The sequence below is a fragment of the Flavobacterium galactosi genome (assembly GCF_048158585.1).
Classification (GTDB): domain Bacteria; phylum Bacteroidota; class Bacteroidia; order Flavobacteriales; family Flavobacteriaceae; genus Flavobacterium; species Flavobacterium galactosi.
Genome location: NZ_JBLNKV010000001.1, coordinates 505,042 through 531,984, shown reverse-complemented (window position 1 = coordinate 531,984; position 26,943 = coordinate 505,042). Strand labels below are relative to the sequence as shown.

Genomic DNA, 26,943 nt, shown 5'->3' with positions numbered 1-26,943 from the left:
ACCAAAATATGAAAAAAAGAATAGTATTACCTGCGTTAATTTTACTTGTTGGAACGCAAACGTATGCACAAAAAAAATGGACGGAAACCCCTAAAAATTCTTACTCTATTGTTCAAAATAAAGGAGGCCAAACATTAGGATATTCACCCAAATCAGGAGTTAAAATCATACAAGCAGATGGTTTAGCTTTTAAAGACTTGAACAAAAACGGGAAGTTAGATATCTATGAAGATTGGAGAAAACCGGTAGCGGAACGTGCCAAAGATCTTGCCACCAAAATGACAGTGGAGCAAATGGCCGGATTAATGTTATATAGCAGACATCAATCTGTCCCGGCGCAGGAAGCAGGAATGTTTACCGGAACGTATAATGAAAAACCATTTTCTAAAAGTGGCGCAAAACCTTCGGATTTGTCCGATCAACAAATTGCGTTTTTAACCAATGATAATTTGCGTCATGTGCTAATGACTTCGGTTCAAAGCCCGATAATTGCGGCACAATGGAATAACAACATACAAGCATTGGTGGAAGGTATTGGAATGGGAATTCCATCCAATAATAGTTCTGACCCAAGAAATGGAGCCAATAAAGATTCCGAATACAATGCAGGGTCTGGGGGTTCCATATCACAATGGCCTGAGGAATTAGGATTGGCCGCAACATTTGACCCCGCTATTACGGAAAAATTTGGATATATTGCTGCTAAGGAATACAGAGCCCTTGGAATTACTACAGCCTTATCTCCACAAATTGATTTAGCTACAGAACCAAGATGGAATCGTTTTGTGGGTACTTTTGGCGAAGACCCAAAATTAGCAACAGATATGGCAAGAGCCTATGTGGATGGCTTTCAAACCTCAACAAAATCAATTGCTGTTTATCAAGGATGGGGCAATCAAAGTGTCAACGCAATGGTAAAACATTGGCCAAGTGGAGGTCCGGAAGAAGGAGGTCGCGATGGACATTTTGCGTATGGAAAATTTGCAGTGTATCCAGGAAATAATTTTGAAACCCATTTAAAAACCTTTTTAGAAGGCGCTTTTAAATTGAATGGAAAAACTAAAAAAGCATCGGCGGTTATGCCATATTATACGATTTCGTATGGTCAGGATAAAAAATACGGCGAAAATGTTGGAAACGGATTTAGTAAATACATCATTACTGATTTATTGAGAAACAAATACGGTTATGATGGAGTAGTTTGCACGGATTGGTTGATTACAGCAGATGAAGGAGCTACACCTGATGTCTTTGCAGGTAAATCATGGGGTGTTGAAAAATTAAGTGTTGCCGAAAGACATTACAAAGTTATGATGGCCGGTGTGGATCAATTTGGCGGAAATAATGACATTAAGCCGGTGCTTGAAGCGTACCAAATGGGTATAAAAGAACACGGAGAAACGTTTATGCGCAAGCGTTTTGAGCAATCAGCGGTTCGTTTACTTTTGAACATTTTTAGAGTGGGATTATTCGAAAATTCTTATTTAGATGCTAATGAGACCAAAGCAATTGTAGGTCAACCTGAATTCATGAAAGCCGGTTATGATACACAATTGAAATCAATTGTGATGATTAAAAATCAAAATAAGACCTTGCCAATCGCAAAAGGAAAGACCGTATATATCCCGAAAAGAGTTACTCCTGCAGGTATCAACTTTTTTGGTCAACCTTCTCCTGAAAAAATTGAATATCCTATTAATTTAGAATTGATTAAAAAATATTATACCGTAACAGATGATCCTGCTAAAGCTGATTTTGCCATCGTGTTTATCAAAAGTCCTATCAGTGGCGGATACAGCAGAGCCGATAGAGAAGCGGGTGGAAATGGATATGTGCCTATCAGTTTGCAATTAAAAGAGTATACGGCTGTAGATGCCAGAGCGCAAAGTATTGCTGCCGGAGATCCTGTGATTGATCCTACAATCACAAACCGCTCGTATTTGAATAAAATGTCTAAATCAAATTCGTACCCGGATTTAAATACGATTCTTGAAACTAAAAAAGCGATGAAAGGGAAACCCGTAATTATTTCAATAAACATTTCTAACCCAATGGTTTTTGGAGAATTTGAAAAAGACGTTGATGCAATTGTTGGAGAATTTGGTGTACAAGTAGAAGCTTTAATGGATATTGTTTCTGGAAAAACAGAACCTTCTGGATTGTTGCCTTTACAAATGCCTTTGAACATGTCAACCGTTGAAAAACAAATGGAAGATGTTCCTCATGACATGACTCCTTATATAGATACTAACGGGAATGTGTATGATTTTGGTTTCGGATTAAACTGGAAAGGGGTAATCAAAGATGCCAGAACCGAAAAATACAACGTTAAGAAATAATAAGATATACTAAATTGTATTTGAACCACCTATAACTCTGTAGGTGGTTTTTTTATGCCCAGTCCACAAATTTTTAGTAGATTATTCTTTTTTAAAAACTTTTTTAAAAAGAGTAATAAGAATTCAACCAATTAATTTTAACCCGAAATAAACGAAAAAAACAACCGTTTTGAAAAGATGATCTTTTATTTTTTCATTTTTGTTAAAAAACAAAGATAATTAACAATTAAACAATAATAATTTTGAACTAAAAAGGATAATTTAATCACTATATCTTTATATCTTTCGCCTTCTAAATTATTAATTAATTTTATTAAAATATTTTTATCACTAATCATGCAATCGATTACGCAAATAAAAGTGTTTTTGACAAATATAAAATTACTTGCTGCTCTTTATTTTTAATTATCTGTATATTCTTTTTCTTTGTTTTTACAGGAAAGTTCCGGATAATGTTCCAAAAGCAGCGCAGTTAAATCAAGACGATTCTGTTCCATAGCAATGTGGAATATCGCTATAAAAAGTTTTAAATTTTAAATCTAAGAAAAAAAGTATGTTTTCATTACAAAATAAAAAAGCAGTGGTTACCGGTGGAGGAAGCGGAATAGGAAAGGCAATTTCAGCCTTATTCGCAAAGCAAGGAGCTGAGGTTCATATTATTGAATTAACTGATGAAAGTGCTCAAACAGCCGTTGCCGAAATACGTGCAACTGGTGGAAAAGTGTTTTCTCATGCTTGTAACGTTGCCAATCAGCAAGAAGTATTGGCAGCATTTGAAAAAATTGGCAACATCAATATTCTTGTCAACAATGCAGGAATAGCACATGTGGGTAATGTGGAAACCACTCCAGAAGCCGACTTTGATCGTATTATGAATGTGAATGTAAAAGGAGTTTACAATTGTTTGCATGCAGCAATACCGCAACTGCGCCATTCTGAAGGTGGCGTTATTGTGAACATGGCTTCCATTGCAGCTTGGGTAGGTATTCCAGATCGATTTGCTTATTCCACGGCCAAAGGAGCTGTAATGGCTATGACTTTATCGGTTGCCAAAGATTATATGGCCGAAAATATCCGCTGTAATTCCATTTCTCCTGCCAGGGTACATACCCCGTTTGTGGATGGATTCATTTCTAAAAATTATCCGGGTAAGGAAGCCGAAATGTTTGATAAGTTATCTAAATCACAACCTATTGGTCGCATGGGGAAACCGGACGAAGTAGCGGCTTTGGCGTTATTCTTGTGTAGTGATGAAGCTGGTTTTATTACCGGTTGTGACTATCCTATTGATGGAGGATTTATTAAATTAAATAACTAAGGTCACCTTATTTATATCATAAAAACAATTATACTAAAAAATAGATAAAATGAAATTAATACGTTTTGGAGAAGCCGGTAAAGAAAAACCAGGTGTTTTAATTGGAGAAAAAAGATTTGATGTATCGGCAATTGTTGCGGATTATAATGAAGCCTTTTTTGAAAAAAATGGATTAGAAACATTAGAAGCAGCTTTAAAAAACAATCCTGTTTTACCTGAAGTGGATGCTTCTGTACGCTTGGGTTCCCCAGTTGCAAGACCATCTAAAATAATATGCATTGGATTAAACTATGTGGATCATTGTAAAGAAACTGGTGCGCCAATACCGGAAGAACCAATTATCTTTTTTAAATCGACTACTGCCTTATGTGGACCAAATGACGATTTAATAATTCCAAAGAACAGCGATAAAACCGACTGGGAAATTGAATTGGTCTTTATTGTAGGCAAAAAAGCCAGTTATGTTGAAGAAGCAGATGCTATGGACTACGTAGCAGGGTATTGTTTGCATAACGATTACAGCGAAAGAGCTTTTCAATTGGAACGTGGCGGACAATGGGCCAAAGGAAAAGGATGCGATACATTCGCTCCACTTGGGCCCTTCATGGCAACAAAAGATGAAATTGCAGATGTAGATAATTTGTCGATGTGGTTGACAGTAAACGGAAAAACATTCCAAAATAGCAATACTTCAAATTTAGTTTTCAAAATTCCTTTCTTGGTGCATTACCTGAGCCAGTTTATGACATTGCTTCCGGGTGATGTGATCAGTACAGGAACACCTCCTGGAGTTGGTTTAGGAATCAAACCAAACCCTATTTATCTTAAAGCCGGAGATGTGGTTGAATTAGGAATGGAAGGTTTAGGAACAAGCAAACAAGTGGCGGTGGCGTACAGCAAATAATTATTTAAAAAAATTAAGAGATGAAATACATTGTATGCGAAAAACCCCATCAGTTTGAATTAAAAGAAAAAGCCATGCCGGTGCGCAAGGATGGTGAAGTATTATTAAAGATTAAAAAAATAGGCATTTGTGGTACAGATATTCATGCTTTTGGTGGAACACAGCCCTATTTTGAATATCCTCGTATTTTAGGACATGAGCTCGCTGCCGAATACATTGAAGGCGAAGCGGAAGGCTACAAACCGGGGGATAAGGTAACTTTTATACCTTACTTTCATTGTGGTGAATGTGTGGCTTGCAGAAATGGACTTACGAACTGCTGTGCAAAAATCAAAGTTTTTGGCGTTCATATCGATGGTGGAATGGCTGAATACATTTCCTTTCCTGAACAGTATTTATTGCATGGTGAAGGATTGGATTACGATCAACTGGCACTGGTTGAGCCGCTTGCAATAGCTGCGCATGGTGTAAGAAGAGCTGCCGTAAATGCAAAAGATACGGTACTTGTTATGGGAGCCGGTCCGATAGGAATTGGCCTGATACAGTTTGCCAAAATAGCTGGCGCAAAAGTAATCGCCATGGATATCAACGAATACAGGTTGCGTTTTTGTAAAGAAGAACTCCATGCTGATGCTACGATAAATCCTGCAAATGAAGATGTCACGGCAAGACTTATGGAAATCACAAACGGCGATATGCCGACAGTTGTCATAGATGCAACCGGTAACCGTAATGTGATGAACAGCGCTTTTAATTACATCGCCCATGGTGGACGATTTGTTTTAGTGGGGCTTCAAAAGGGTGAACTTAGCTTTAGCCACCCTGATTTTCACAAGCGGGAATCAACTTTAATGAGCAGTAGAAATGCAACAAAAGAGGACTTTCTCTACGTGATCGAATGCCTGAAAAACGGTAAAATAGACCCCAAGAAATACATTACCCACAGGGCCCCTTTTACAGAAATGATAACTGAATTTGAAAAGTGGATTGATCCAAAAAACAACGTTATCAAAGCATTGATAGAACTGGATTAAACTTAATAACTAAAAATAGTATGGATTTAGGATTAAAAGGTAAAATTATAATCGTTTCAGGATCGGCAGGAAAGGAAGGAAGCATTGGTGAGACCATCATAAAAAGATTGGCTGACGAAGGTGCAATACCTGTACTTGTAGACCGTAACGATAGAGGTTTTGGTTATGCCGAAGAACTTCAAAAAAGAGGTTTGGATTCCTTATTTGTGCAAACGGACGTAACTAATCCGGAGCAAATGGAAGCTGCTGTACAAAAAATTGTTACAAAATACGGACGAATAGATGCCGTTATCAATAATGTTGGCGTAAACGATGGCGCAGGATTAGACGCCAGTTATGAGGAGTTCATGGACTCGTTAAAACTGAATCTGGTAAGCTATTTTTTATTGACTAAATATGCGCTTCCTTATCTAAAGGAATCAAAAGGTAATATTCTTAATATTGGTTCTAAAGTTGCCTTAACAGGACAGGGAGGCACTTCCGGATACGCTGCCGCAAAAGGGGGAGTATTAGGTCTTACCAGAGAATGGGCCGTTGATTTAATTCAATACGATATCCGTTCCAATGCGGTTATCATTGCAGAAAGCTTTACTCCTGCTTATGATGATTGGTTAAAAACATTACCGGATGGCGAAATGGTCTTGGCAAAAATAAATAAAAGCATCCCATTTGAGGCAAGGATGACAAGCCCTGAAGAAATCGCAGACACTGCGTTGTTTATTGTTTCTGATCGTTCTTCGCACACTACCGGACAATTCGTTTTTGTAGACGGAGGATATGTACATTTGGATCGATCATTAATTAATGATGTAAATTAGAAAAAGCTTTATGCATAAACGTATTGACGCCCATCAGCATTTTTGGAAGTTTGATCCTATTCGGGATAGCTGGATTGATGCATCGATGCAGAAAATTCAAAAAGATTTTTTACCAGAAAATCTTCTGCCGTTACTGAACGAAAATAAATTTTCCGGTTGTGTTGCGGTACAGGCTAGCCAATCGGAAGGTGAAACTAATTTTCTGCTTGACTTAGCGGCAAAAAATGATTTCATCAAAGGTATTGTGGGATGGGTAGACTTATTAGATGAAAATATCGCCGAGCGACTGGCTGCTTTTTCGACTCAAAAAAAGCTGAAAGGCTTTAGACACGTTGTACAAGGAGAATCTGATGATTTTATGCTACGAAATGATTTTCGTAACGGTATAAGCCAATTGAAACCGTTTGATTACACCTATGACATTCTCGTTTTTCATCGGCAGTTGCCCGCAGCAATAAATCTGGTCAATCATTTTCCGGAGCAAGCTTTTGTATTGGACCATATTGCAAAGCCTGACATAAAATCAAAGTCGATTCAATCCTGGAAAAAGAACATCAAGGAATTAGCAAAAGCAGAAAATGTGATGTGTAAAATTTCGGGGATGGTTACGGAGGCGAACTGGTATTCCTGGACAGCAGACGATTTAAAACCGTATCTCGATGTGATTTTTGATAATTTTTCGAAAGAAAACCTAATGTTTGGTTCTGATTGGCCCGTTTGCAATCTTGCCGCAAATTATAATCAGGTTGTAAAAACGCTGGAAGAATATATTTCGCAATTACCAACTCAAGAGCAAGATCTGATTTGGTATGGCAATGCCAACACTTTTTATAAACTTGATCAATAAAAATAATAAATAACATGGATAATTTATTCAATTTAAAAGGAAAAGTAGCTTTAATCACTGGAGGATCTGGGGTTTTAGGAGGTCAAATGGGGGAAGTTTTGGCGAAAGCCGGAGCAATAGTAGGGATAATGGGATCAACCCTAGCCAAAGCCGACATAGTAGTTAATAAAATAAAGGAAAATGGTGGAGAAGCTTTTGCTGTAGCTGCCAATGTACTGGATAAACCATCACTTGAAAAAGTAAAAGATTTAATACTGGAAAAATACGGACGCCTTGATATTTTAATCAATGCTGCCGGAGGAAATGTCCCAGGTGCAACTATTGCCCCGGATAATACTATTTTTAATATGCAAACTGTAGATTTAGAAAAGGTATTGGACTTAAATATTATTGGTACTATAGTGCCAACACAAGTTTTTTCAGAAATTTTTGCGAACCAGAAACAAGGGGTAATCATTAATATTTCTTCTGCAACAGCGCAACGTCCTTTGACACGTGTAGTGGGTTACTCTGCGGCAAAAGCGGCAATCGATAATTTTACCAAATGGATGGCTGTTGAAATGGCTACTAAATTTGGGGAAGGAATACGAGTAAATGCGATAGCTCCAGGATTTTTTATTGGAGAGCAAAATAGAGCTTTATTGTTGGAACCGGATGGAGGTTTAACAGCCAGAGGAAAGAAAATCATCGAGCAGACGCCCATGCGAAGATTTGGTAATCCGGAAGATTTAGGTGGAACTCTAATTTGGTTGTGTAGCGATGCTTCAAAATTCATTACCGGAATCATTGTAAATGTTGACGGTGGATTTGGAGTTACAAGTATCTAAAGTAATAGGACTGTCCTTAATTCATCCCAAGTCTTTTTTTGCCACAAATTTATAAGCATTATGAAAGGAATCTGTGAAAATCTTTTTAATCTGTGGCTAATTTTATCACTTTGGTACTAGTCACGGACAGTCATAAAAAGTAAAATATAAATAAAAAATACTGAAAATGGAACAAACATGGAGATGGTTCGGACCTAATGATTCCGTTAAATTAGCTGATATAGCACAAGCGGGAGCTACGGGGATTGTGACTGCATTACATCATATTCCTAATGGGGAAGTATGGGAAATAGCCGAAATTTTAAAAAGAAAAGATACAATTACTTTTAAAAATTCTGAGGTTGACAATACATTAACAGGGCTTACCTGGTCTGTTGTGGAAAGTATTCCGGTACATGAAGACATTAAAAAACAAACCGGAAATTACCTGCAATATATTGAAAACTACAAGCAAAGTATCAAAAACCTTGCTGCTTGCGGAATATATACCGTGTGTTATAATTTCATGCCGGTATTGGATTGGTCCAGAACTGATTTAGCGTATGAAATGCCTGATGGGTCAAAAGCATTGCGATTTGACATCAATCAATTTACGGCTTTTGATTTATTTATTCTTAAAAGAACCGAAGCGGAGAAAGATTATTCAGCAGAACGAATTGCTGCTGCAACTGCTTGTTTTAAAGCATTGAGCGAAGCGGAGAAAGTGAAACTACAGCAAAATATTCTTGCGGGTTTACCCGGTGCCGAAGAAGCCTATAGTGTACAAGAATTTCTGAAGGTTTTAGATGGTTATAAAAACATTGACGCGTCTACGCTAAAAGCAAATCTTTATTATTTCCTGAAAGAAATCATCCCGGTTGCGGAAAGTGTTCAGGTAAAAATGGCCATTCATCCGGATGATCCTCCATTTCCAATCCTTGGTTTACCTAGAGTGGTAAGTACCGAAGCCGACTTGATAGCAATGTTAGCCGTTGTCGATTCTCCTTCAAACGGTTTTACGATGTGTACCGGTTCTTATGGAGTACGACCGGACAATGATCTTGCCGGTATGATTGATCGTCATGGGGATAAAATGAATTTTATTCATTTGAGAAGTACCCAAAGAGAAAGTGACGGAAGTTTCTATGAAGCCAATCATTTAGAAGGTAATGTCGATATGTTTGCTGTTGTAAAAGCAATACTCAACAAAGAAAAAGAGACAAAAAATACAATCCCGATGCGTCCCGATCACGGACATCAAATGTTGGATGATTTAAATAAAAAAACAAATCCAGGCTATTCTGCAATCGGTCGTTTACGCGGTCTTGCTGAATTAAGAGGATTAGAAATGGGAATCAAAAAAAGTTTATTTAATTAAAATTATTTTATCTGATGCTTTGTGTGATATTCCTGTCTAACAACCTCAAATAAAAATACTTACCTATACCTTTGCAATCATTTTTTATCAAAGTTTAAAAAATGATTGCTTTTTTAGATTCTGTTTTTACTATCTTTAAAAAAGATTTCTATTCAAACAGGACTAAAATTAAACTCATGAAAAAAATCACACTGGTTACACTTTCGATTCTTTCTTCCATTTTTTTCAGTTGCGAAGCGCAAGTAAAACCAAACGATATTCCCATTCAGGAAGAAGTGAAAAATTATACTCTTCAAACAGTTGCCTCTGATATTGCGATACCATGGGGAATGACTTGGTTGCCGGATGGAACGATGCTGGTTACAGAAAAAAGCGGTGTCCTTTACCAAATCAAAAACGGCACAAAAACCGAAATAAAAAATGTTCCTAAAGTATATTCTCGCGGACAAGGTGGGTTATTAGACATCGTTTTACACCCCAACTATGCTAAAAATGGTTGGTTGTATATGACCTATGCCTCCAGTGAAGGTGAGGGTGAAGGCGGTAATACCAAACTCATTCGAGCAAAATTACTGGACGGAAGTCTAACCCAAATAGAATCACTTTATAAAGCTACTCCCAATACCACAAAAGGGCAACATTTTGGCTCCAGAATTGCATTTGATACCGACGGTTATTTGTACTTCTCAGTGGGAGAGCGCGGCAACCATTTTGTAAATCCACAAGATATCAAACGCGATGGTGGAAAAATATACCGATTAAATGATGATGGAACCATCCCTAAAGACAATCCTTTTGTAGGACAGGCAGGAGCGAAAGAAGCCATTTATACTTTTGGTAACAGAAATCCTCAAGGAATGGCAAAAAACCCGATAACAGGAGCCATTTGGGCACACGAGCATGGACCTCAAGGCGGAGATGAAATCAATATTATAAAAAAAGGAGCTAATTACGGCTGGCCGGTTGTTACGTATGGCATCGATTATGATGGAACTACCATTAGCAAAGAAAAGGAAAAACCAGGCATAGAAAAACCCATTTACTATTGGTTGCCTTCTATTGCACCAAGTGGAATGGCTTTTGTAACCAGCGACCGTTATCCCGATTGGAAAGGACATTTACTCGTTGGATCCTTAAAATTTCAATATCTTGAATTGGTAAAACTGAAAAGTGACGAAGTAATTGGACGACAAAAAATTGCCACAGACATCGGGCGGGTGCGCAATGTGGCACAAGGTCCGGATGGTTATATTTACATCGCTGTTGAAGGAAAAGGAATACTCAAAATTATACCTAATTAATCTATGTTGACAAGTAAACTATTTTTTGGCTTTAGCCTGCTTTTATTGGGCTATTTTTATGTTGAAAATCCCATTTCACGAAATCATTATTTTATTGCCACCGATACAAATAAAGACAAAACGGTTGTACAAAGCCAAGCAGCAGGAAAAGAAATCTATACTGATTTTTGTATCCAATGTCATGGTGCGAATGGCAAAGGTGACGCTAAAAATTTCCCACCCTTAGATGGATCTGACTGGCTCACAAAAAAAAGAGCTCAAAGCATCCATGCCATTAAATTTGGACAAAGTGGCGAAATTGTTGTTAATAAAAAGAAGTTCAATAGCACGATGCCTGCCATGGGACTCTCCAATCAAGAAGTGGCGGATGTGATGAATTATATAATGAAATCCTGGAGCAACAAACAAAGCAAATTGGTTACCGAAAAAGAAGTGGCAACAATTAAGCAGTAAAAATCAAATCAGCATTTGGCTAAGCCTAATAAAAAATTGGGGTTTTGATTCCAAATTTCAAGACGCTAACAGAAATATTTTAAAAAGACGATCCTTGGGGATCGTCTTTTAATTTTATATCAGCTTATTTAACATATAACTGTCGGATAATTTCTGAGATTAGTCCAGTCCAACCGGTTTGATGATTGGCTCCTAAACCTTTACCGGTATCCCCGTCAAAATATTCAAAAAACAAGTGGTTTTTGTTAAAAATTGGGTCATTTTGAAATTTTTCATATTCCCCATACATTGGAATTTTTTTGTTTTCACCCGGAATAAAAAGAGATAATAATCGCTTAGAAACTCCTTCGGCAGCTTGTTTTATACTCATCATCTGTCCTGAGTTTGTAGGGAATTCCACTTCATAGTCGTTTCCGTAATAGCTCGAGAATTTTTCTAAAGAGTCTAAAATCAAATAATTCATTGGAAACCAAATAGGGCCTCTCCAATTTGAATTTCCTCCAAACATATCTCCTGTAGCCTCGGCTGGAGTATAATCGACCTGAACCGTTCCTCCTTCATAAGTAAATTTATAAGGATGTTCTTTATGATATTTCGATAACGAACGAATTCCGAAATCGGATAAAAACTCCGTTTCATCAAACATTCGCTTCATAATCATTTTCATTCGATGGCCACGAAGAATGGAAAGCAAACGAGTTTCGCCTTTTCCGGGATGATACCAACTGGAGATTAAACTTGCTAAATCAGGACGGTTATTCAATACCCATTCGACACGGCGTTTAAAATCCGGTAATTTTTCTAACAATTCAGCGTTTAAAACTTCGACCGCAAATAAAGGGATTAACCCTACCATGGAACGCACTTTTAAAAGTTCGGCCTCACCATTTTCTTTGTGAAGCATGTCATAGTAGAACTGGTCATCTTCATCCCAAAGATTTAATTGGTCCCCACCGATGGTCTGCATCGCCCCTGCAATATGCAAAAAGTGTTCGAAGAATTTAGAAGCCATATCTTGATAAACAGGATTTTCAAGAGAGATTTCACAAGCAATTCGCAACATATTTAAGCTGTACATCGCCATCCAACCAGTTCCATCGGCTTGCTCTAAATGTCCCCCAGTTGGCAAGGCTGCGGAACGGTCAAAAACCCCAATATTGTCCATTCCAAGGAATCCACCACCAAAAATGTTATTTCCTCCTTCGTCTTTCAGATTCACCCACCAAGTGAAATTTAATAATAGTTTATGGAAAATACGTTCCAAGAAAACAATATCTCCTTTTCCGCCATTCATTTCCTTGTCAATTTCATAAACCTTCCAAGTTGCCCAAGCATGAACTGGCGGATTTACATCTGAAAATGACCATTCATAGGCTGGAATCTGACCGTTAGGATGCATGTAATATTCCCTCAAGATAACCGACAATTGTCTTTTTGCAAATTCAGGATCAAGACGGGCTAAAGGCAGCGTATGAAATGCTAAATCCCATGCCGCAAACCAAGGATATTCCCATTTGTCCGGCATCGAGAGAATATTGGAAGTATACATGTGTTTCCAAGAACTATTTCGTCCATTCTTTCTGTTTACATCAGGTTTTGGCATGGATGGATCGCCCTTTATCCATTCCAACACATTGTAATAATACCATTGTTTAGTCCAAAGCATTCCTGCATACGCCTGACGTTGTACAGATCTCAATTTTTCCTCTTCAATTCCTTTTTGAAGACTGGCATAAAATTCATCGGCCTCAACCAGTCGTTTTTCAAAAATAGAATCAAAATCTGCAAAAGCATCACTCGGGGTTTGATTCGTAAATCGCATCCGATAGACCTTTTTCCCGTTAGCAGGAATTATATCGTCATATTTTACCGAAGCTTTTGTACCAATGTGATTCGGATTTACGGCCTCTGGATCATTATTTATTATATAATCGTTTATACCATCTTTGGTATAATGTGTAGGATTAGGCGAGTTGTATAGCCTCTCAAAATTTGTTTCATTCTCACAGAATAAAATTTCATTTGGGTTTTCAGCGTATAATTTAAAATGCCCTACCAAACGATGATTTACTTCAATTATGGAGTTTCCAATACCCGTTAATATTGGTTTATGACTATATTTTTCATACCCCCAACACCACGTATTCCTAAACCAAAGCGTGGGCAAAACTGTCAGGGGAGCTGCAGTATTTGATCTGTTTTCTACCGTAACTTTAATTAATATATCTTGCTCATCGGCTTTTGCATATTCAAGAGAAATATCAAAATAGGCATCTTTATCGAAAATCCCCGTGTCCAATAATTCATATTCCGGTTCCAGACGCGTTCTTTTTTTACTTTCGTGAACCAGTTTTTCATAGGGAAAAGCAGCCTGAGGATATTTGTAAAGCATCTTTTGGTACGAATGGGTGGGCGTAGAATCTTGGTAGAAATATAATTCTTTAACGTCCTCCCCATGGTTTGATTCATTTCCTGTCAAACCAAAAAACCGTTCTTTTAAAATATGGTCGTTGTGGTTCCAAAAAGCGAAAGCAAAACAAATGTGCTGTTTGTTATCCGAAATTCCGCCAATGCCTTCTTCACCCCATCGGTACGCTTTGGATCGTGCCATGTCGTGGGTAATATTATTCCAGGCGTCACCGTTTTGTGAATAGTCTTCTCTAACGGTTCCCCATTGTCTTTCTGTTAAATAAGGTCCCCACTTTTTCCAGCCTTTGTTATCCTTCCTTAATTTTAACCGTGCTCGTTCTGCATCTATTTCTAACATAATCCTCTAGTTAATTCTAATTCGCAATTTATATAAAACGTTTTAAAAACAGGTAATTATTATGTAAAAATCCTGTGATGTAAATATTAATTAACTATTTTGAATGGTTTTTAAATTTTAATTCAAGATTGCAGGCTCGCATAAAAAAGAATTTTATACCTTTTCAACTGAATATATTTTCTTTACAATCCAATTCTTGTTAAAATTCTGACACGCTCAAATTTGTAATCTGAATCCGTGAATTATGTAAAAAATACATCTTTATGACGGGATGATAAATGATAAGCCACTCACAAAATTCTTTATATTTGCATTGAAAACTAAAACCATTTATATATGAAAAAGCCAGTTATCGCATTACTTATACTTCCCTTTTTATTTTTTGTTTCCAGTTGTAATCGCGGTAAAGCCGCAGATGAAGTAAACGGAAACGAAAAAAAACAAACGAAACAGCTTGATACGATAGTCAAAAAGACAGCTCTTACTATTGATACTGTTGACTACAATAAAAGAATGGTAGCAATGAGTAACAATGACACTACTGGCAGATGGCCCGTAAAAGCACCTTACCCTTTGCCAGGAGCGCTATTACCATACAACCGTATTATTGCTTATTACGGAAATTTATATTCCACAAGAATGGGGATTTTAGGTGAGCTACCAAGAAATCAAATGATTAAAAAATTACAAGGAGAAATAGCCAAATGGCAGGTTGCTGATCCAACAGTAAAAACAATCCCTGCATTGCATTATATCGCAGTCACTGCCCAAGGCGCGCCTGGCAAAGATAACAAACACAGAATGCGAATGCCTTTTAAACAAATAGACACTATCTTGAGTTGGGCAAAACCCATTAACGCCTTAGTGTTTTTAGATATTCAAGTGGGACACAGCACCGTTAAAGCCGAAGTAGCCGAACTGGAGAAATATCTTTCGTTACCAAATGTACATTTAGGAATTGATCCCGAATTTTCGATGAAAAACGGAGAACGTCCAGGTTCTAAAATTGGGCATTTTACTGCCGCTGATATTAATGATGCTATTGACATTTTGGCAAATATCGTGCGTAAAAATAAACTGACTCCAAAAGTATTGGTGGTACACCGTTTCACCCAAGGAATGGTAAAGAAATATAAAGAAATCAAAACCGTACCCGAAGTTCAAATTGTAATGGATATGGATGGTTTTGGCGACAAAGTCTTGAAAAAAGATAGCTACAGGAGTTATATTTATAGAGAACCTGTTCAGTTTACCGGTTTTAAATTGTTTTATAAAAATGATATCAGAAAAAATTGGGTGATGTACACTCCGGCTGAGTTGATGAAATTTACTCCTAAACCAGTCTATATTCAATACCAATAATACGTTTTTGAATTATGAAAAATATCTTATTTTTAGTTTCTACAAGTCTACTTTTATTGGTTGGTTGTAACTCTAAACCCAATAAATTAGAAAAAGAGACCACTGTAGTTAAGACGCAGATTCAAAAAGTTGCGCCCAAAAAAGAGATGGCAGATCTGGCAACTATTCTTTCCAAAAAAGAAGTGCCCATATTATGCTACCATAATATTAAGGAGCTGAGTGCCAATGCAGGTGAAATGACAAAAACCTACACCGTATCGCCAGCTCATTTTGCCCAGCAGATGAAAGCGTTATCAGATGAAGGATATCATAGCATTTTACCCGATCAATTGTATGAATATTTAGTTCATGACGCTCCGTTGCCTGCAAATCCTATCATGATCACATTTGACGATACGCGTGGAGAACAATACAGTTTGGGTGCTGCCGAAATGAAAAAATACGGCTTCAAAGGCGTGTTCTTTGTAATGACCGTTTCCATCGGCCGTCCTAATTATTTGACAAAAGAGCAAATTAAAAATTTATCGGACACCGGAAATACTGTTGCGGCGCATACATGGGATCATCACATGGTGACTAAATATACTGGTGAAGACTGGGATACACAATTGGTAAAACCCAAAAAGAAGCTGGAAGACATCATTGGTAAACCAGTGACTTCTTTTGCTTATCCTTTTGGTTTGTGGAACAAAGAAGCGATTCCCGAAATAAAAAAGAGCGGGTACCAAATGGCCTTCATTTTATCTACCAAACGAGATTCGATTGATCCGCTGTACACTATCAGACGTATAATAGTTGCAGGTCAATGGTCGACTCCAAGTGTAATGAAAGCTATAAAATCTTCTTTTAATAAATAATCCAAAACACGGTTATTCACTAAAATAAATTCCAATCCCAGTTATTAATCCTTTTTAATAGCTGGGATTTTCCTTTTAGTTAGACTAAAAGAAAATTCATCTATTTCCTTTTAAATTTGATTCTGATTTTCTATAAACAGAATTACTCCTTTATTGACTTTATTATTTATACCTCATTGATTCAATAAATAAAACAATCACCTTCAAACCCTAGATTTCAATGGATTTCGAATCCAAAAAATATTTTTTAGGCTGCGGAATCAAAAAAAACAACATTATTTAATCGACTAATTATCAGAAAACAATTGTCAAAAAAAGAATGTTGTAAAAATTATTAAATAGTCATGTTATCCTCGTTTTTATAAAAATTAAATTAATATTTTAGCTTTAAAGATGCATTTTTTATAGTAAAATGTAATAAAATTTAATTTTTTAACAATAGAAAATATGATGAAATCGATACCTACTTTAAACCAAAATGGCTGGGATGAAATGTTTTCTAACGAAGGGGTGCGGGAATCTTACCGCCAAGTATTGCAAACCCTACAAAGTTTAAATTATGAAAAACTAAACGATAAACATAGGCAGGCTTCTGATTTTTTTATGAATCAAGGGATTACTTTTACCGTTTATAGTGACGACAATCAAGGCATTGAACGGATTTTCCCTTTTGATATCATTCCCAGAATCATTACCCAACAAGACTGGAACGAAGTTGAATCCGGAATAAAACAAAGGCTTAAAGCACTCAATTTATTCTTGGAAGACATCTATAATGAACAGCTTATTATAAAAGAAGGCATCATTCCAGCGGCATTAATAGCCTCTTGTCCACATTATATCCAAGAAGTTCATGGAATTAAAGTACCCCACAACATTCATGTGCATATTGCAGGAATAGATTTAATTCGGGGCGCAAAAGGAGAATTTTATGTACTGGAAGATAATTTGCGGTGCCCGAGCGGCGTGAGTTACATGCTCGAAAACAGGGAAATAACCAAACGTATTTTTCCGGAAATGCTCACCTCAAATCATGTGAGTATGGTCAGTAATTATCCGATGATTTTTCACAACATTCTGGTTTCGTTGTCTCCAAGAAATATAGCCAACCCCAATGTGGTATTATTAACTCCGGGAGTTTATAACTCGGCGTATTATGAACATACTTTTTTAGCCAGACAAATGGGAATTCCTTTGGTAGAAGGAAGAGATTTAGTGGTAAACAACAATAAAGTTTATATGAAAACCACCTCAGGACTTCAACAAGTAGATGTTATTTACAGACGCTTAGATGACGAATATCTTGATCCTTTGGTTTTCAAACCAGACAGTACCCTTGGTGTTCCCGGCCTTATCAGCGCATACAAACAAGGAAATGTAGCTTTAGTTAATGCAGTAGGAAACGGTGTCGCCGATGACAAGGCGGTATATGCTTATGTCCCTGACATGATAAAATATTACATGAACGAAGAACCAATCCTAAAAAATGTTCCAACCTACAGAATGGAAAACCTGGACGAAAGAGAAATGGTTTTTGCCAATATGGAAAACATGGTGATCAAGGAAACCAACCAAAGTGGCGGCTATGGAATGATTATGGGAAATAAGGCTACCCAAGAGGAATTAGACCATGCAAAAATTGCCATTGTTGGTAATCCACGTAATTTCATTGCTCAACCCATCATTCAACTCAGCACCGTTCCGTGCCTTATAGACGGCGAACTAAAACTGCGACATGTCGATTTAAGACCGTATGCTTTGTGTGGCCCAAATGGCGTAAAAATAGTTCCTGGTGGACTAACCCGAGTCGCGCTTACAGAAGGCTCATTAGTGGTTAATTCTTCACAAGGCGGAGGAAGTAAAGACACTTGGATAGTAAAATAAATTAAAGGTATAACAGTGCGAAACCTTTTTAAAAATAAACAAAATGAAAGTAAATATGCTCAGCCGAGTTGCAGACGGAATGTTTTGGCTCAACCGATATATGGAAAGAACAGATGGAATGTTACTTACCCTAAACACCTTTTATATCTTGTCTTTTGACAAAGAAACGAATGATTCTCAAGGTTACAAACCGTTATTGGAACACTACACTGATTTGACAATGGAACAAATAAATCAAGTACAATATGACACAAACTTCGTTCTGAAGTATATCATTTGCGACAGTCCAAACCATAATTCAGTAAAGAATCTCGTTATCAAAGCACGAGAAAATGCGAGAGGTTCCCAAGATAAAATTACAAAAGAACTTTGGGAACACATCAATTCTTTGTATCATTTCATGAATTCGCCGGACTTGCCAAAAAAGTTAGAAACTTCTGATGCGAGTACTATTATCTCTAAACTCAATAAAGATTTTTTACTATACAATGGAATTCTTCAGGTTACAATGCCTAGAGGATTAGGTTGGTGTTTTTCAAGTATTGGTAAACATATTGAAAGATGTCTGCAAACCATTTCGCTAACCCAAGCTTACTACGCTCCTATTCAGTATAATCTTGATGGAAATGAAGATTTATTATATTGGAGAAGATTATTACTTTCCCTTTCAGGTTACGAATTATACTTGAAAAGTTACAGTAATATTCCGCACAATCGCAAAGTGGTGCAGCAGGTTATCTTCAATAGAGATTTTGCGCATTCCGTGATTTACACTTTGGAATTAATAGACACCTATTTGAACAACTTGTTTAAAGACAATAATCTGAGCGAAGCACGAACATTGCACAATCAATTTGGGAGACTTAAAAGTTCGGTCGAATTTACGGATTATCATCATCTTACCAACAAAGAATTAGAAGACGTACTCAACAATACCAGAACACAATTAATACAGTTTTCGACAGATTTTTCTAAATTATTTTTCTCTTATACGTAATATAAAATGGCAATTTTCAAAATAGTTCACATCACAAAATACCAATACAACTGGCCCATAAAAGAAAGTATAAATGAGATTCGTTTATTCCCGCACCATTTTGATAACCAAGATGTACTTCAATACCAGCTTTTAATAACGAATAATCCTGAAGTAGAAATTTCTCAGGATTATTTCGGTAATCGAGTGGGCAACTTTAATACATTAGGAGCTCATACTGAAATGACTATCGAATCACGAATGTTAGTTCGTGTCAATCATTCGCTTAAAATACCGGAAATAGATCATACTACCGTAAAGGATTTGGCAAAAGTAAGAGAAAAAAGCATTCTTTTATTGCGTCTCTGCTTTCCCGAAACCATCAAAAAGCAAAACGAAATCAATTCAATTCTGGACGAAATAAACTGTATTGATAAACCTATTATAGAAATTGCGCAGCAATGCAATCAATACATTTTTTCAAATTTTAAGTACACCAAAGGAATCACCAATATCGAAACCACCATCGATGAGATTTTAGAAATTAGAAAAGGCGTTTGCCAAGACTTTGCGCATGTACTATTACAACTTTTACGTACGGCAGGAATTCCGTCGCGCTATGTGAGCGGTTACATTTGCCCTAACGAAAGCGGACTCAGAGGCGAAGGCGCCACACACGCTTGGGTAGAAATTTATACTCCAAAACAGGGCTGGCTTGGTTTAGATCCTACTAACAATATCTGGACCATGGACAATCACGTAAAACTTTCTGTAGGTCGTAATTTCTATGATTGCACACCGGTAAAAGGAACTTTCAAAGGACTCTCCAGACAAACGCTTTCGGTTTGCGTTTCGATAGGCTACGAGGACGGAAGACAATTTGAAGATATAAATGATGTGCAACTCGAAGAAGTTTCCATAGAACTCCAGGAACAATTGGATTACATAGAATTACTTCAGCAGCAACAAAAGCAACAGCAACAACAATAATCAAGTTATTTGGCACAAAAAAAGCGAATCAAATTAGTACTTTTAGATTCGCTTTTTTAGCTAAACATAAGAACTGAATTTACTTCGATTCCAATCCATTATTACATATTATACAACCAACTTTGAGGATTGTTGTACGTAGTATTTTGAAGAATTAAAAATTTAATTATGGTTCTTCCTTCGCTATTGGTTCTTACTTTTCCAAGGCTTTGTTTGGTGCTTACTTTATCGCCTTTGTTTACAAACACAGAACTTAAATTCTGATAAACCGTAAAGAAATCCCCGTGTTGTATCATTACTGCTTTATTTATAGGCGATAAAACAATTACACTGGTTACTTCCCCTCCAAAAACGGCTCTGGCGCTTGATCCTGAATCAGTTGTAATCTCCACTCCACTATTGTGAATAACTAAGGTTTTATAAACAGGATGCGCTTGATCTCCATATCCCAATGACACAAAACCTTTTTCTACTGGCCATGGTAATTTACCTCTGTTAGCTTTAAAATTATCAGCAATTAATTTTGTCTCAGCGGTAAGTTCTATTTTTGAAGAAGATACCGAAGATGAAGAAACAATTTCTTTAGCTCGTGTTTTTATTTCCGATTTGGTTTCTGTTTTTGATCCGGCTAGCGATTCTGCTTTTGCTTTTTCCATAGCTCTTTCCATTGCAGCTTTTCTGTTAGCTTCAGCAATAGCTTGACGAATTAATCGGTCAATTTGTCTATCAATCGATCTGGATTCCTGTTGTTTTTTCTTGATTTCAGCAAGAATCTTGCTTTTATCTTTCTTAATGGATTTGACTAATTTCTCTTGCTCCTTCCTCTCTTTTTCTAATGACAAACGCTCTTTTTCATTTTCGGCAATAAGTTTTTGTTTCGCCGTTTTTTGCACATTCAGTTTTCCATTATACACGACAAGTTCTCCCGTTTTCGTCTTTATTTCTTCACCTTGCATTTTCCTGTAATTCGTGTACTGTTTCATGTACTGTGCCCTTTTATAGGCCTGCAAAAAATTCTCGGAAGACAATAAAAACATCGCTCTACTTTCCTCAGAACGGCTTTTATAGGACTTTACAATCATTTCAGCATAATCAGCCTTAAGGATTTCCAGTTCTTTTTTTAGTTTATTAATTTTCACCTGATTAATATACATATCATTCCCCAAAAGCTTTTTCTGCTTTTCAGTAGTATTGATCAGTTTTTCTTTAAGCTTTATCTTATTGCTTTGAATAACAATTACATTTACAGCCGTTTTTTCTTTTTTCTTTACGGTTTGTAATAGTTTTTCATTTTCGCGAATTTCTTTTTGAATCTGGGCTTTTCGTTCTTCTAATTTTTCTTGCTGTGTTCTTTGACCCCACATTAGTGAAGTCAAGCTTATAAAAATTAGGCTTAGGAGAAATTTTGGCATCTTAAAAAAATATTTTTTGCAAATTTACTTAATTATAATTCTTTTGTACCCATTTGGAACACTATAAGGAAAAGAAAGTTCTTCATTGAACGTTACACTGTTGTAATCTAAATTAATTTCCGTTTTGCCTTTCTTTTGAACTGTATTTATTAGCACATTTGAAGGCAATGTTGCTTCATTGTACACTTTATTATCGGAATAAGCCACTTGAATCATTCTGTCTTCAGCAGTTTGTTTTATTTCCTGTCTTTTGACCAAAAATTTCTCCGTATCAAAAAAGAACGATTTTTTCGTATTGTTATTCGAAACATCATCCAATCTATAGGTCTGTTCTACTAATGACTCGGTATATTTTCCTTTATTCAAATCATCAATTGCATCGCCAAGTAACATATTTTGGATCTTATTAAAATCTAAATCAGTTCCCAACCATTGACTCAATCCTCTGAAATCCCCTTCAAAATAACTGCCGTTTATTTTTTCATAATAGTTTACTGCAGTTGGTGTAATTAATGCTTTTGCCATTGTAATTCCCAAAAACCTAATACTGATCAAGATTTGTTGGTCTTTCTTTATTTTTATTTCGGCGGTAACATTTTGAGTTTGCTTCTCATCAGCATATCTTGCATTGGACTTAATATATAATGTAGAAAAATTGTTTTTATTGTTGTAATGATTTTCTATTATTTTATCAGCAGTCAAATAGTTTGATTTTACACTAGCCTCTGCTACAATAGCTTTCGATTTACACGAAGCCATAAAGACTGTAAGTACTAGCAGTATTGAAATTTTTTTCATTGTTTTTTTTGTTTTAATAATTGGTTGGCTTTGGAGAAATACATTTCTTTTTTCTTGAAATCGCCCAAACCGTTATATGCTTCTCCCAGCTGGATATTGAAATTTGTTTCTAATGTTATGTCGTCTACCAAATAATCCAAACCCATTTCGAGTATTGCTGCCGCTTTTTTATACTGCTGCAATTGATTGTTCGCTAAACCTGAATAATAATAAAACTGCGGTTGCGTAGGAAATGTTTCAATCATTGTCATGGATTTTTTGGCAACCAAATCAAACTGTTTTACTTCGGTGTATGCTTGAAGCAAAAGCAAATTCGTTTCGATATCTTCTGTCGAACCATTCTTTAAAGAACGTTCATAAAACGTAATGGCTTTGTCCCATTGCTTTTTACTATGATAATATTTTCCAATTTCTTTGGCAACATCAACTGTAGCATCAGTATCGAAATAGGCAATGGCTCTCTCTAAATCAGAGGAATATTGAGGATTTTTATCCACAAAAATCAAAAATTCATTCAGCATTCTGTGTTTTATCTTTGAATCTATTTTGGCGCTGGCCAAAGAAATATTCATCGCATTTATAGCTTTTGGAGCTTCATTATTATCCAAATAAACTTTAAATAAACTCACTTGCGCCAATTCAGAATTTGGAATTGCCGCCGCTAACTTTTTGGTTATATCAAATGCTTTCTCAGCTTCATTATTCTTCGAATACAAATTAATCAGCGCGATATAATTGGATTCGTCTTTTGGGTTTTTATCGATTTGCGCTATTAAATTGGACTCTTCAACATTTTGAAATTTCCCTTCCGATAAAATCTGCATTTTGTATAATTCCCTTCTTTCCGATTTTCCAAAAGTGGCATTTAATTCATTAATTAGATCAAGCGCTTTATCAAATTGCTTGGTTCCCATATAAAGCGATGTTAAGTCTTCTTTATACTTTTCGTCAAATGGTATTAATTTATTGATGGCTATCAGCGCTTGATTGTAATTGCTGGTTTCATAACTCACATCATACATTCCCACCCAAAACCATCTGTTTTTTGGATCAATTTGCGTAGCGTGTTCAAATGAACTGTACGCATTTCCATAATCCTTTGCTGCCAGATAATTTTTTCCTAATTCGAAATAGACTGTGGCATTATTTGGTTGGATTTTTACACATTGTTCCAAAGCTTTAATGGCTTTGTCATAATTTTCAATTCCCTTTTGAAGCAACGCTTCATAAAAAAATTCCTGAAACTGATTTGTTTCCTGCTTAATTTCTTCCGGTTCGGTTTGCGCCAATAACAACGTTGAATTGCATTGCAAAACCAAAAACAGAATTATGAAAGCCCCTTTTTTCATTGAATATTTCTTGCCCTTTATTTCATCATTTTGGATGCAATTATTCCAACACCGAATAATCTCCAATACTTATACTTGTAAATTTACCGTCAAAACTGGCGTGGTTTCCTATCATCGCATTATCCAGATTCGCATTTTTAATATGAGAATGAGTTTGTATCAAGCTATTTTTTATGGTACTGTTTGATACATGACATCCTTTTCCTAATGACACATTAGGCCCAACAGTTGCGTTTATCAAAACCACATCTTCACCAATATAACATGGCGGAATGATGGTTGAATTTTCTAACTTAACATCAAAGTCCACTAAATGTATTCCATCGTCGTGCAAGAACCCTAGCATTCTGGAATTCGTTTCCACGGTAACGTCTTTATTTCCGCAATCCATCCACTCGTCCACTTTACCTGGTACAAATTTCATGCCTTTTGCCATCATTTGCTTTATTCCATCGTTAATTTGATATTCACCACCGTGAATAATATTATTATCCAATACTAATTGAAGTTCGTTTTTTAAAACGGCAACATCTTTAAAATAGTAAATTCCGATAACGGCAAGGTCCGAAACAAATGCTGCAGGTTTCTCCACCAGTTCTACTATTTCATTCGCATCGTTTAGGTTTATCACACCAAAAGCTTCCGGATGATCTACTTGTTTTACCCAAATAACACTATCGGCATTTTGATCTAAATCGAAATCGGCACGAATTAAAGTATCCGCATAAGCAATAACAGCTGGTCCGCTCAAAGAATCTTTGGCACACATAATAGCGTGACCGGTTCCTAAAGCTTCGTTTTGATAATAAATCGTTCCTTTAGCACCTAATTTTTGAGCGATTGCGATTAAATCTTCTTCCACTTTTGCTCCAAAACTTTCATGGATGATAAAGGCAATTTCTTCAATATCTTGATTTAAAACAGCTGCAATATCTTCTACTAAACGGTGAACGATTGGTTTCCCGGCTACAGGAATTAATGGTTTAGGAATGGTTAATGTATGTGGTCTTAATCTGGAACCTCGCCCAGCCATTGGTACAATTATTTTCATTTGTTTTTGTCATTGCGAGGAACGAAGCAATATCATCCTCTTATTAATTCAATTTTTATTTTACCGCAAAATTTGCAAGATTTTATGCAAAGTTCACAAAGGTTTTCTTATATTATTTGGCCACAGATTAAACGGATTAAACCTATTTCCACGGATTTTTTATTTGAAAGTTGTTGCAAAATAGCATCTCATAGCACAACTGCTAACTGCAACTGAAAACTAATTTCTATTTCACTCCTGTACTTCCAAAACCGCCTTCGCCTCTTGACGTTTCGGTTAATTCCTGAACTTCTATCCACTCCGCACGTTCGTGTTTTGCGATTATAAGTTGTGCGATGCGTTCTCCGTTTTCAACTACAAAAGCTTCGTTGGATAAATTTACTAAAATTACGCCTATTTCGCCTCTGTAATCGGCATCAACTGTTCCGGGAGAATTGAGAACCGTAATTCCTTTTTTGGCGGCCAGACCACTTCTTGGACGCACTTGTGCTTCGTAACCTATTGGTAATTCTATGAAAAGACCAGTTTTTACTATGGCTCTTTCCAATGGTTTTAGGGTTATTGATTCCGTTAAGTTTGCTCTTAAATCCATTCCTGCCGAAGCTATGGTTTCATAGTTTGGCAAAGCATGTTCTGATTTATTGATAATTTTTATCGTCATTTTTTTATTTTTTTTTAGCCCTGATAGCAGTGAAAATCCTTTCTAGTCCTGAACTTGTTTCAGGATCCTGAAACAAGTTCAGGACTAGAAAGATTGCAACGGATAGCAGGAAATGGCTCCTAAAATTGATTAAGTTAAATTCTAGTTATTTTTTCGGTTCAAAATTCTGGTTAACATTTCTTTTTCGTTGTAATATATAAAATACATGAATGCGAGTAGTAATGGAATTCCAACAAAATAATTTTCTCGGAAACCATAGAATGAAATGGCCGAAAATCCTATTGAAAGACCAAGATATCCTCCTATTTTCATTATATCATACGGTATTGGATAATATTTATTTCCTAAATAATAGGAAATAGACATCATACTACCGTAGGCTGCTATTGTAGCGATTGCTGACCCATAATAACTCATCGTTGGGATGAGCATATAGTTTAACACCAATGTTATTATGGCGCCAACAATGGAGATATAGGCCCCAATATAGGTTTTGTCGATGAGTTTGTACCAAACGGAAAGATTCGTGTAAATTCCGAGGAAAAAATTGGCGAGAATAATCAACGGAACCACTTTCATGGCTTCCCAATACGAGGTATCCCGAATCATAAGCTGTTTTAGAATATCGGCAAAGACGATTACTCCCAATAAAATAAAAGAGCCAAAAATGACGAAATATTTGGTCACTGTGGCATACGTTTGCGGTGCGTTAGCATTAGAAGCATGGCTGAAAAAAAATGGCTCTATTCCTAATGTATAGGCTGTTCGATACAAAACCATGAATAACCCCAGTTTATAACAGGCAGAATACACTCCAACTTCAGCTTCGGCAATATTTACCGGTAATAATTTCCCTAATAGAATTTTATCAAATTGCTCGTTGATGGCAAATGCAATTCCGGCGACCATTATAGGCAATCCGTAATGCATCATTCGTTTCCAAAGGGCGGCATCAAATTTCCATTTAAGCAAGATATAATCCGGAGACAACACTACAAATGTTAATAAACTGGCGATGATATTGGCTAAAAATATATAGCCAATCTGGAAGTTTTCAATATACAAAGAACCTAAAAATCCATTTGGATGGGATTCCGCAATTTTGGGTAAAAAGAGTAAAAAGAAAACACTTAAAGAAAGATTGATTACAACATTTCCAATTTTAATAGCAGCATAAACCATTGGTTTTTGATAGGCTCTCAATTTTGAAAACGGAATAATTACCAAAGCATCCAATGCTAAAATCCAAATGGTATAGGTGATGTATTGCGTATCTATTCCTGACCATTGAGACAAAGTATTTCGATATAAAAGCCCAACAAATAGAAAAGAAATGGAGGTCCAAAAAATCGAAACCATAGTAGTTTCCACAACGGACTTCTTATTGGTTTCATTATTATAAAATCTAAAAAAAGCGGTTTCCATTCCGTAAGCAAGTATAACATTGAAAAAAATCATCCAAGCGAAAATTATGGAGACTTTTCCATACTCAGCTTTTGGCAATAAATCAGTATAAAGTGGAACTAGTAAAAAACTGAACATTCTAGGTATAACCGTAGCTAGTCCATAAATTGCTGTTTGTTTGAAAAGGCTTTTATATAATCCCAAAATGATTTATCTGTTTATATTTATAAAAAC

At 36.3% G+C, this 26,943-nt stretch carries 22 protein-coding genes; 15 read left to right on the top strand and 7 right to left on the bottom strand.

The features are described 5' to 3' along the window. The first annotated feature begins 8 nt into the window (after positions 1-8). The 10 genes from ACM55M_RS02265 to ACM55M_RS02220 all read left to right on the top strand — a co-directional run bounded on the left by ACM55M_RS02265 (position 9) and on the right by ACM55M_RS02220 (position 11,198). Positions 9-2,339, top strand: coding sequence for a glycoside hydrolase family 3 protein (locus ACM55M_RS02265; protein WP_416855857.1), 2,331 nt, complete (start codon positions 9-11; stop codon positions 2,337-2,339). A 553-nt stretch (positions 2,340-2,892) separates the two neighbouring features. After that, complete coding sequence (locus ACM55M_RS02260; RefSeq protein ID WP_416855855.1) at positions 2,893-3,657, top strand: SDR family NAD(P)-dependent oxidoreductase; 765 nt, start codon at positions 2,893-2,895, stop codon at positions 3,655-3,657. A 49-nt stretch (positions 3,658-3,706) separates the two neighbouring features. After that, the gene (locus ACM55M_RS02255; protein ID WP_416855854.1) at positions 3,707-4,561 is read left to right on the top strand and encodes a fumarylacetoacetate hydrolase family protein; all 855 of its coding nucleotides are present in this window, start codon (positions 3,707-3,709) and stop codon (positions 4,559-4,561) included. A gap of 20 nt (positions 4,562-4,581) precedes the next feature. Next, complete coding sequence (locus tag ACM55M_RS02250; protein WP_416855853.1) at positions 4,582-5,595, top strand: zinc-binding alcohol dehydrogenase family protein; 1,014 nt, start codon at positions 4,582-4,584, stop codon at positions 5,593-5,595. A 20-nt stretch (positions 5,596-5,615) separates the two neighbouring features. Next, entirely contained in the window at positions 5,616-6,413 is a 798-nt protein-coding gene (locus ACM55M_RS02245; RefSeq protein WP_416855852.1) for an SDR family oxidoreductase, read from the top strand. Positions 6,414-6,423: 10 nt separating this feature from the next. After that, positions 6,424-7,260: an amidohydrolase family protein gene (locus tag ACM55M_RS02240; protein WP_416855851.1), complete on the top strand. Its 837-nt coding sequence runs from the start codon at positions 6,424-6,426 to the stop codon at positions 7,258-7,260. A 14-nt stretch (positions 7,261-7,274) separates the two neighbouring features. Beyond that, on the top strand, positions 7,275-8,087 hold the full coding sequence (locus tag ACM55M_RS02235) for an SDR family oxidoreductase (RefSeq protein ID WP_416855850.1): 813 nt from the start codon (positions 7,275-7,277) through the stop codon (positions 8,085-8,087). 166 nt (positions 8,088-8,253) lie between these two features. Continuing rightward, positions 8,254-9,444 carry a mannonate dehydratase gene (gene uxuA / locus ACM55M_RS02230; RefSeq protein WP_416855849.1) on the top strand — a complete coding sequence of 397 codons (1,191 nt, stop codon included), beginning with the start codon at positions 8,254-8,256 and terminating at the stop codon, positions 9,442-9,444. Between the two features lie 176 nt (positions 9,445-9,620). Continuing rightward, complete coding sequence (locus tag ACM55M_RS02225; protein WP_416855848.1) at positions 9,621-10,745, top strand: PQQ-dependent sugar dehydrogenase; 1,125 nt, start codon at positions 9,621-9,623, stop codon at positions 10,743-10,745. A gap of 3 nt (positions 10,746-10,748) precedes the next feature. Continuing rightward, entirely contained in the window at positions 10,749-11,198 is a 450-nt protein-coding gene (locus tag ACM55M_RS02220) for a c-type cytochrome (RefSeq protein WP_416855847.1), read from the top strand. 124 nt (positions 11,199-11,322) lie between these two features. Here ACM55M_RS02220 and ACM55M_RS02215 read toward each other — a convergent pair whose 3' ends face one another. Further along, the gene (locus ACM55M_RS02215; RefSeq protein WP_416855846.1) at positions 11,323-13,965 is read right to left on the bottom strand and encodes an MGH1-like glycoside hydrolase domain-containing protein; all 2,643 of its coding nucleotides are present in this window, start codon (positions 13,963-13,965) and stop codon (positions 11,323-11,325) included. A gap of 336 nt (positions 13,966-14,301) precedes the next feature. On the opposite strand from ACM55M_RS02215, the gene ACM55M_RS02210 reads away from it, so the two are divergent. The 5 genes from ACM55M_RS02210 to ACM55M_RS02190 all read left to right on the top strand — a co-directional run bounded on the left by ACM55M_RS02210 (position 14,302) and on the right by ACM55M_RS02190 (position 20,034). Continuing rightward, on the top strand, positions 14,302-15,327 hold the full coding sequence (locus tag ACM55M_RS02210; protein ID WP_416855844.1) for a hypothetical protein: 1,026 nt from the start codon (positions 14,302-14,304) through the stop codon (positions 15,325-15,327). A 14-nt stretch (positions 15,328-15,341) separates the two neighbouring features. Next, positions 15,342-16,184, top strand: a complete 843-nt coding sequence (locus ACM55M_RS02205; protein WP_416855843.1) for a polysaccharide deacetylase family protein — start codon at positions 15,342-15,344, stop codon at positions 16,182-16,184. Between the two features lie 447 nt (positions 16,185-16,631). Beyond that, positions 16,632-18,068: a circularly permuted type 2 ATP-grasp protein gene (locus ACM55M_RS02200; RefSeq protein WP_416855842.1), complete on the top strand. Its 1,437-nt coding sequence runs from the start codon at positions 16,632-16,634 to the stop codon at positions 18,066-18,068. A gap of 43 nt (positions 18,069-18,111) precedes the next feature. Further along, positions 18,112-19,065: an alpha-E domain-containing protein gene (locus tag ACM55M_RS02195; protein WP_416855840.1), complete on the top strand. Its 954-nt coding sequence runs from the start codon at positions 18,112-18,114 to the stop codon at positions 19,063-19,065. 6 nt (positions 19,066-19,071) lie between these two features. Continuing rightward, positions 19,072-20,034 (top strand): transglutaminase family protein, encoded by a 963-nt coding sequence (locus ACM55M_RS02190; protein WP_416855839.1) that lies wholly within the window; start codon positions 19,072-19,074, stop codon positions 20,032-20,034. Between the two features lie 101 nt (positions 20,035-20,135). On the opposite strand, the gene ACM55M_RS02185 is transcribed toward ACM55M_RS02190, so the two are convergent. From ACM55M_RS02185 to ACM55M_RS02160, 6 genes are all read right to left on the bottom strand, one after another. Continuing rightward, positions 20,136-21,446: a murein hydrolase activator EnvC family protein gene (locus ACM55M_RS02185; RefSeq protein ID WP_416855837.1), complete on the bottom strand. Its 1,311-nt coding sequence runs from the start codon at positions 21,444-21,446 to the stop codon at positions 20,136-20,138. A gap of 24 nt (positions 21,447-21,470) precedes the next feature. Beyond that, positions 21,471-22,244: a lipoprotein insertase outer membrane protein LolB1 gene (lolB1, locus tag ACM55M_RS02180; RefSeq protein ID WP_416855836.1), complete on the bottom strand. Its 774-nt coding sequence runs from the start codon at positions 22,242-22,244 to the stop codon at positions 21,471-21,473. Further along, entirely contained in the window at positions 22,241-23,593 is a 1,353-nt protein-coding gene (locus ACM55M_RS02175) for a tetratricopeptide repeat protein (protein WP_416855834.1), read from the bottom strand. The genes lolB1 and ACM55M_RS02175 overlap by 4 nt, the downstream gene beginning before the upstream one ends. A 40-nt stretch (positions 23,594-23,633) precedes the next feature. Further along, on the bottom strand, positions 23,634-24,644 hold the full coding sequence (locus ACM55M_RS02170; protein WP_416855833.1) for a sugar phosphate nucleotidyltransferase: 1,011 nt from the start codon (positions 24,642-24,644) through the stop codon (positions 23,634-23,636). Positions 24,645-24,870: 226 nt separating this feature from the next. After that, the gene (dut, locus tag ACM55M_RS02165) at positions 24,871-25,305 is read right to left on the bottom strand and encodes a dUTP diphosphatase (protein ID WP_416855832.1); all 435 of its coding nucleotides are present in this window, start codon (positions 25,303-25,305) and stop codon (positions 24,871-24,873) included. A 141-nt stretch (positions 25,306-25,446) separates the two neighbouring features. Continuing rightward, positions 25,447-26,913, bottom strand: coding sequence for a lipopolysaccharide biosynthesis protein (locus ACM55M_RS02160; RefSeq protein ID WP_416855831.1), 1,467 nt, complete (start codon positions 26,911-26,913; stop codon positions 25,447-25,449). Positions 26,914-26,943: the final 30 nt, after the last annotated feature.

Bases quoted from the DNA above. Each gene is read 5' to 3' on its own strand.
- ACM55M_RS02265 (WP_416855857.1), top strand. From the start codon at position 9: ATGAAAAAAAGAATAGTATTACCTGCGTTAATTTTACTTGTTGGAACG.
- ACM55M_RS02260 (WP_416855855.1), top strand. From the start codon at position 2,893: ATGTTTTCATTACAAAATAAAAAAGCAGTGGTTACCGGTGGAGGAAGC.
- ACM55M_RS02255 (WP_416855854.1), top strand. From the start codon at position 3,707: ATGAAATTAATACGTTTTGGAGAAGCCGGTAAAGAAAAACCAGGTGTT.
- ACM55M_RS02250 (WP_416855853.1), top strand. From the start codon at position 4,582: ATGAAATACATTGTATGCGAAAAACCCCATCAGTTTGAATTAAAAGAA.
- ACM55M_RS02245 (WP_416855852.1), top strand. From the start codon at position 5,616: ATGGATTTAGGATTAAAAGGTAAAATTATAATCGTTTCAGGATCGGCA.
- ACM55M_RS02240 (WP_416855851.1), top strand. From the start codon at position 6,424: ATGCATAAACGTATTGACGCCCATCAGCATTTTTGGAAGTTTGATCCT.
- ACM55M_RS02235 (WP_416855850.1), top strand. From the start codon at position 7,275: ATGGATAATTTATTCAATTTAAAAGGAAAAGTAGCTTTAATCACTGGA.
- uxuA (WP_416855849.1), top strand. From the start codon at position 8,254: ATGGAACAAACATGGAGATGGTTCGGACCTAATGATTCCGTTAAATTA.
- ACM55M_RS02225 (WP_416855848.1), top strand. From the start codon at position 9,621: ATGAAAAAAATCACACTGGTTACACTTTCGATTCTTTCTTCCATTTTT.
- ACM55M_RS02220 (WP_416855847.1), top strand. From the start codon at position 10,749: ATGTTGACAAGTAAACTATTTTTTGGCTTTAGCCTGCTTTTATTGGGC.
- ACM55M_RS02215 (WP_416855846.1), bottom strand. From the start codon at position 13,965: ATGTTAGAAATAGATGCAGAACGAGCACGGTTAAAATTAAGGAAGGAT.
- ACM55M_RS02210 (WP_416855844.1), top strand. From the start codon at position 14,302: ATGAAAAAGCCAGTTATCGCATTACTTATACTTCCCTTTTTATTTTTT.
- ACM55M_RS02205 (WP_416855843.1), top strand. From the start codon at position 15,342: ATGAAAAATATCTTATTTTTAGTTTCTACAAGTCTACTTTTATTGGTT.
- ACM55M_RS02200 (WP_416855842.1), top strand. From the start codon at position 16,632: ATGATGAAATCGATACCTACTTTAAACCAAAATGGCTGGGATGAAATG.
- ACM55M_RS02195 (WP_416855840.1), top strand. From the start codon at position 18,112: ATGAAAGTAAATATGCTCAGCCGAGTTGCAGACGGAATGTTTTGGCTC.
- ACM55M_RS02190 (WP_416855839.1), top strand. From the start codon at position 19,072: ATGGCAATTTTCAAAATAGTTCACATCACAAAATACCAATACAACTGG.
- ACM55M_RS02185 (WP_416855837.1), bottom strand. From the start codon at position 21,446: ATGCCAAAATTTCTCCTAAGCCTAATTTTTATAAGCTTGACTTCACTA.
- lolB1 (WP_416855836.1), bottom strand. From the start codon at position 22,244: ATGAAAAAAATTTCAATACTGCTAGTACTTACAGTCTTTATGGCTTCG.
- ACM55M_RS02175 (WP_416855834.1), bottom strand. From the start codon at position 23,593: ATGAAAAAAGGGGCTTTCATAATTCTGTTTTTGGTTTTGCAATGCAAT.
- ACM55M_RS02170 (WP_416855833.1), bottom strand. From the start codon at position 24,644: ATGAAAATAATTGTACCAATGGCTGGGCGAGGTTCCAGATTAAGACCA.
- dut (WP_416855832.1), bottom strand. From the start codon at position 25,305: ATGACGATAAAAATTATCAATAAATCAGAACATGCTTTGCCAAACTAT.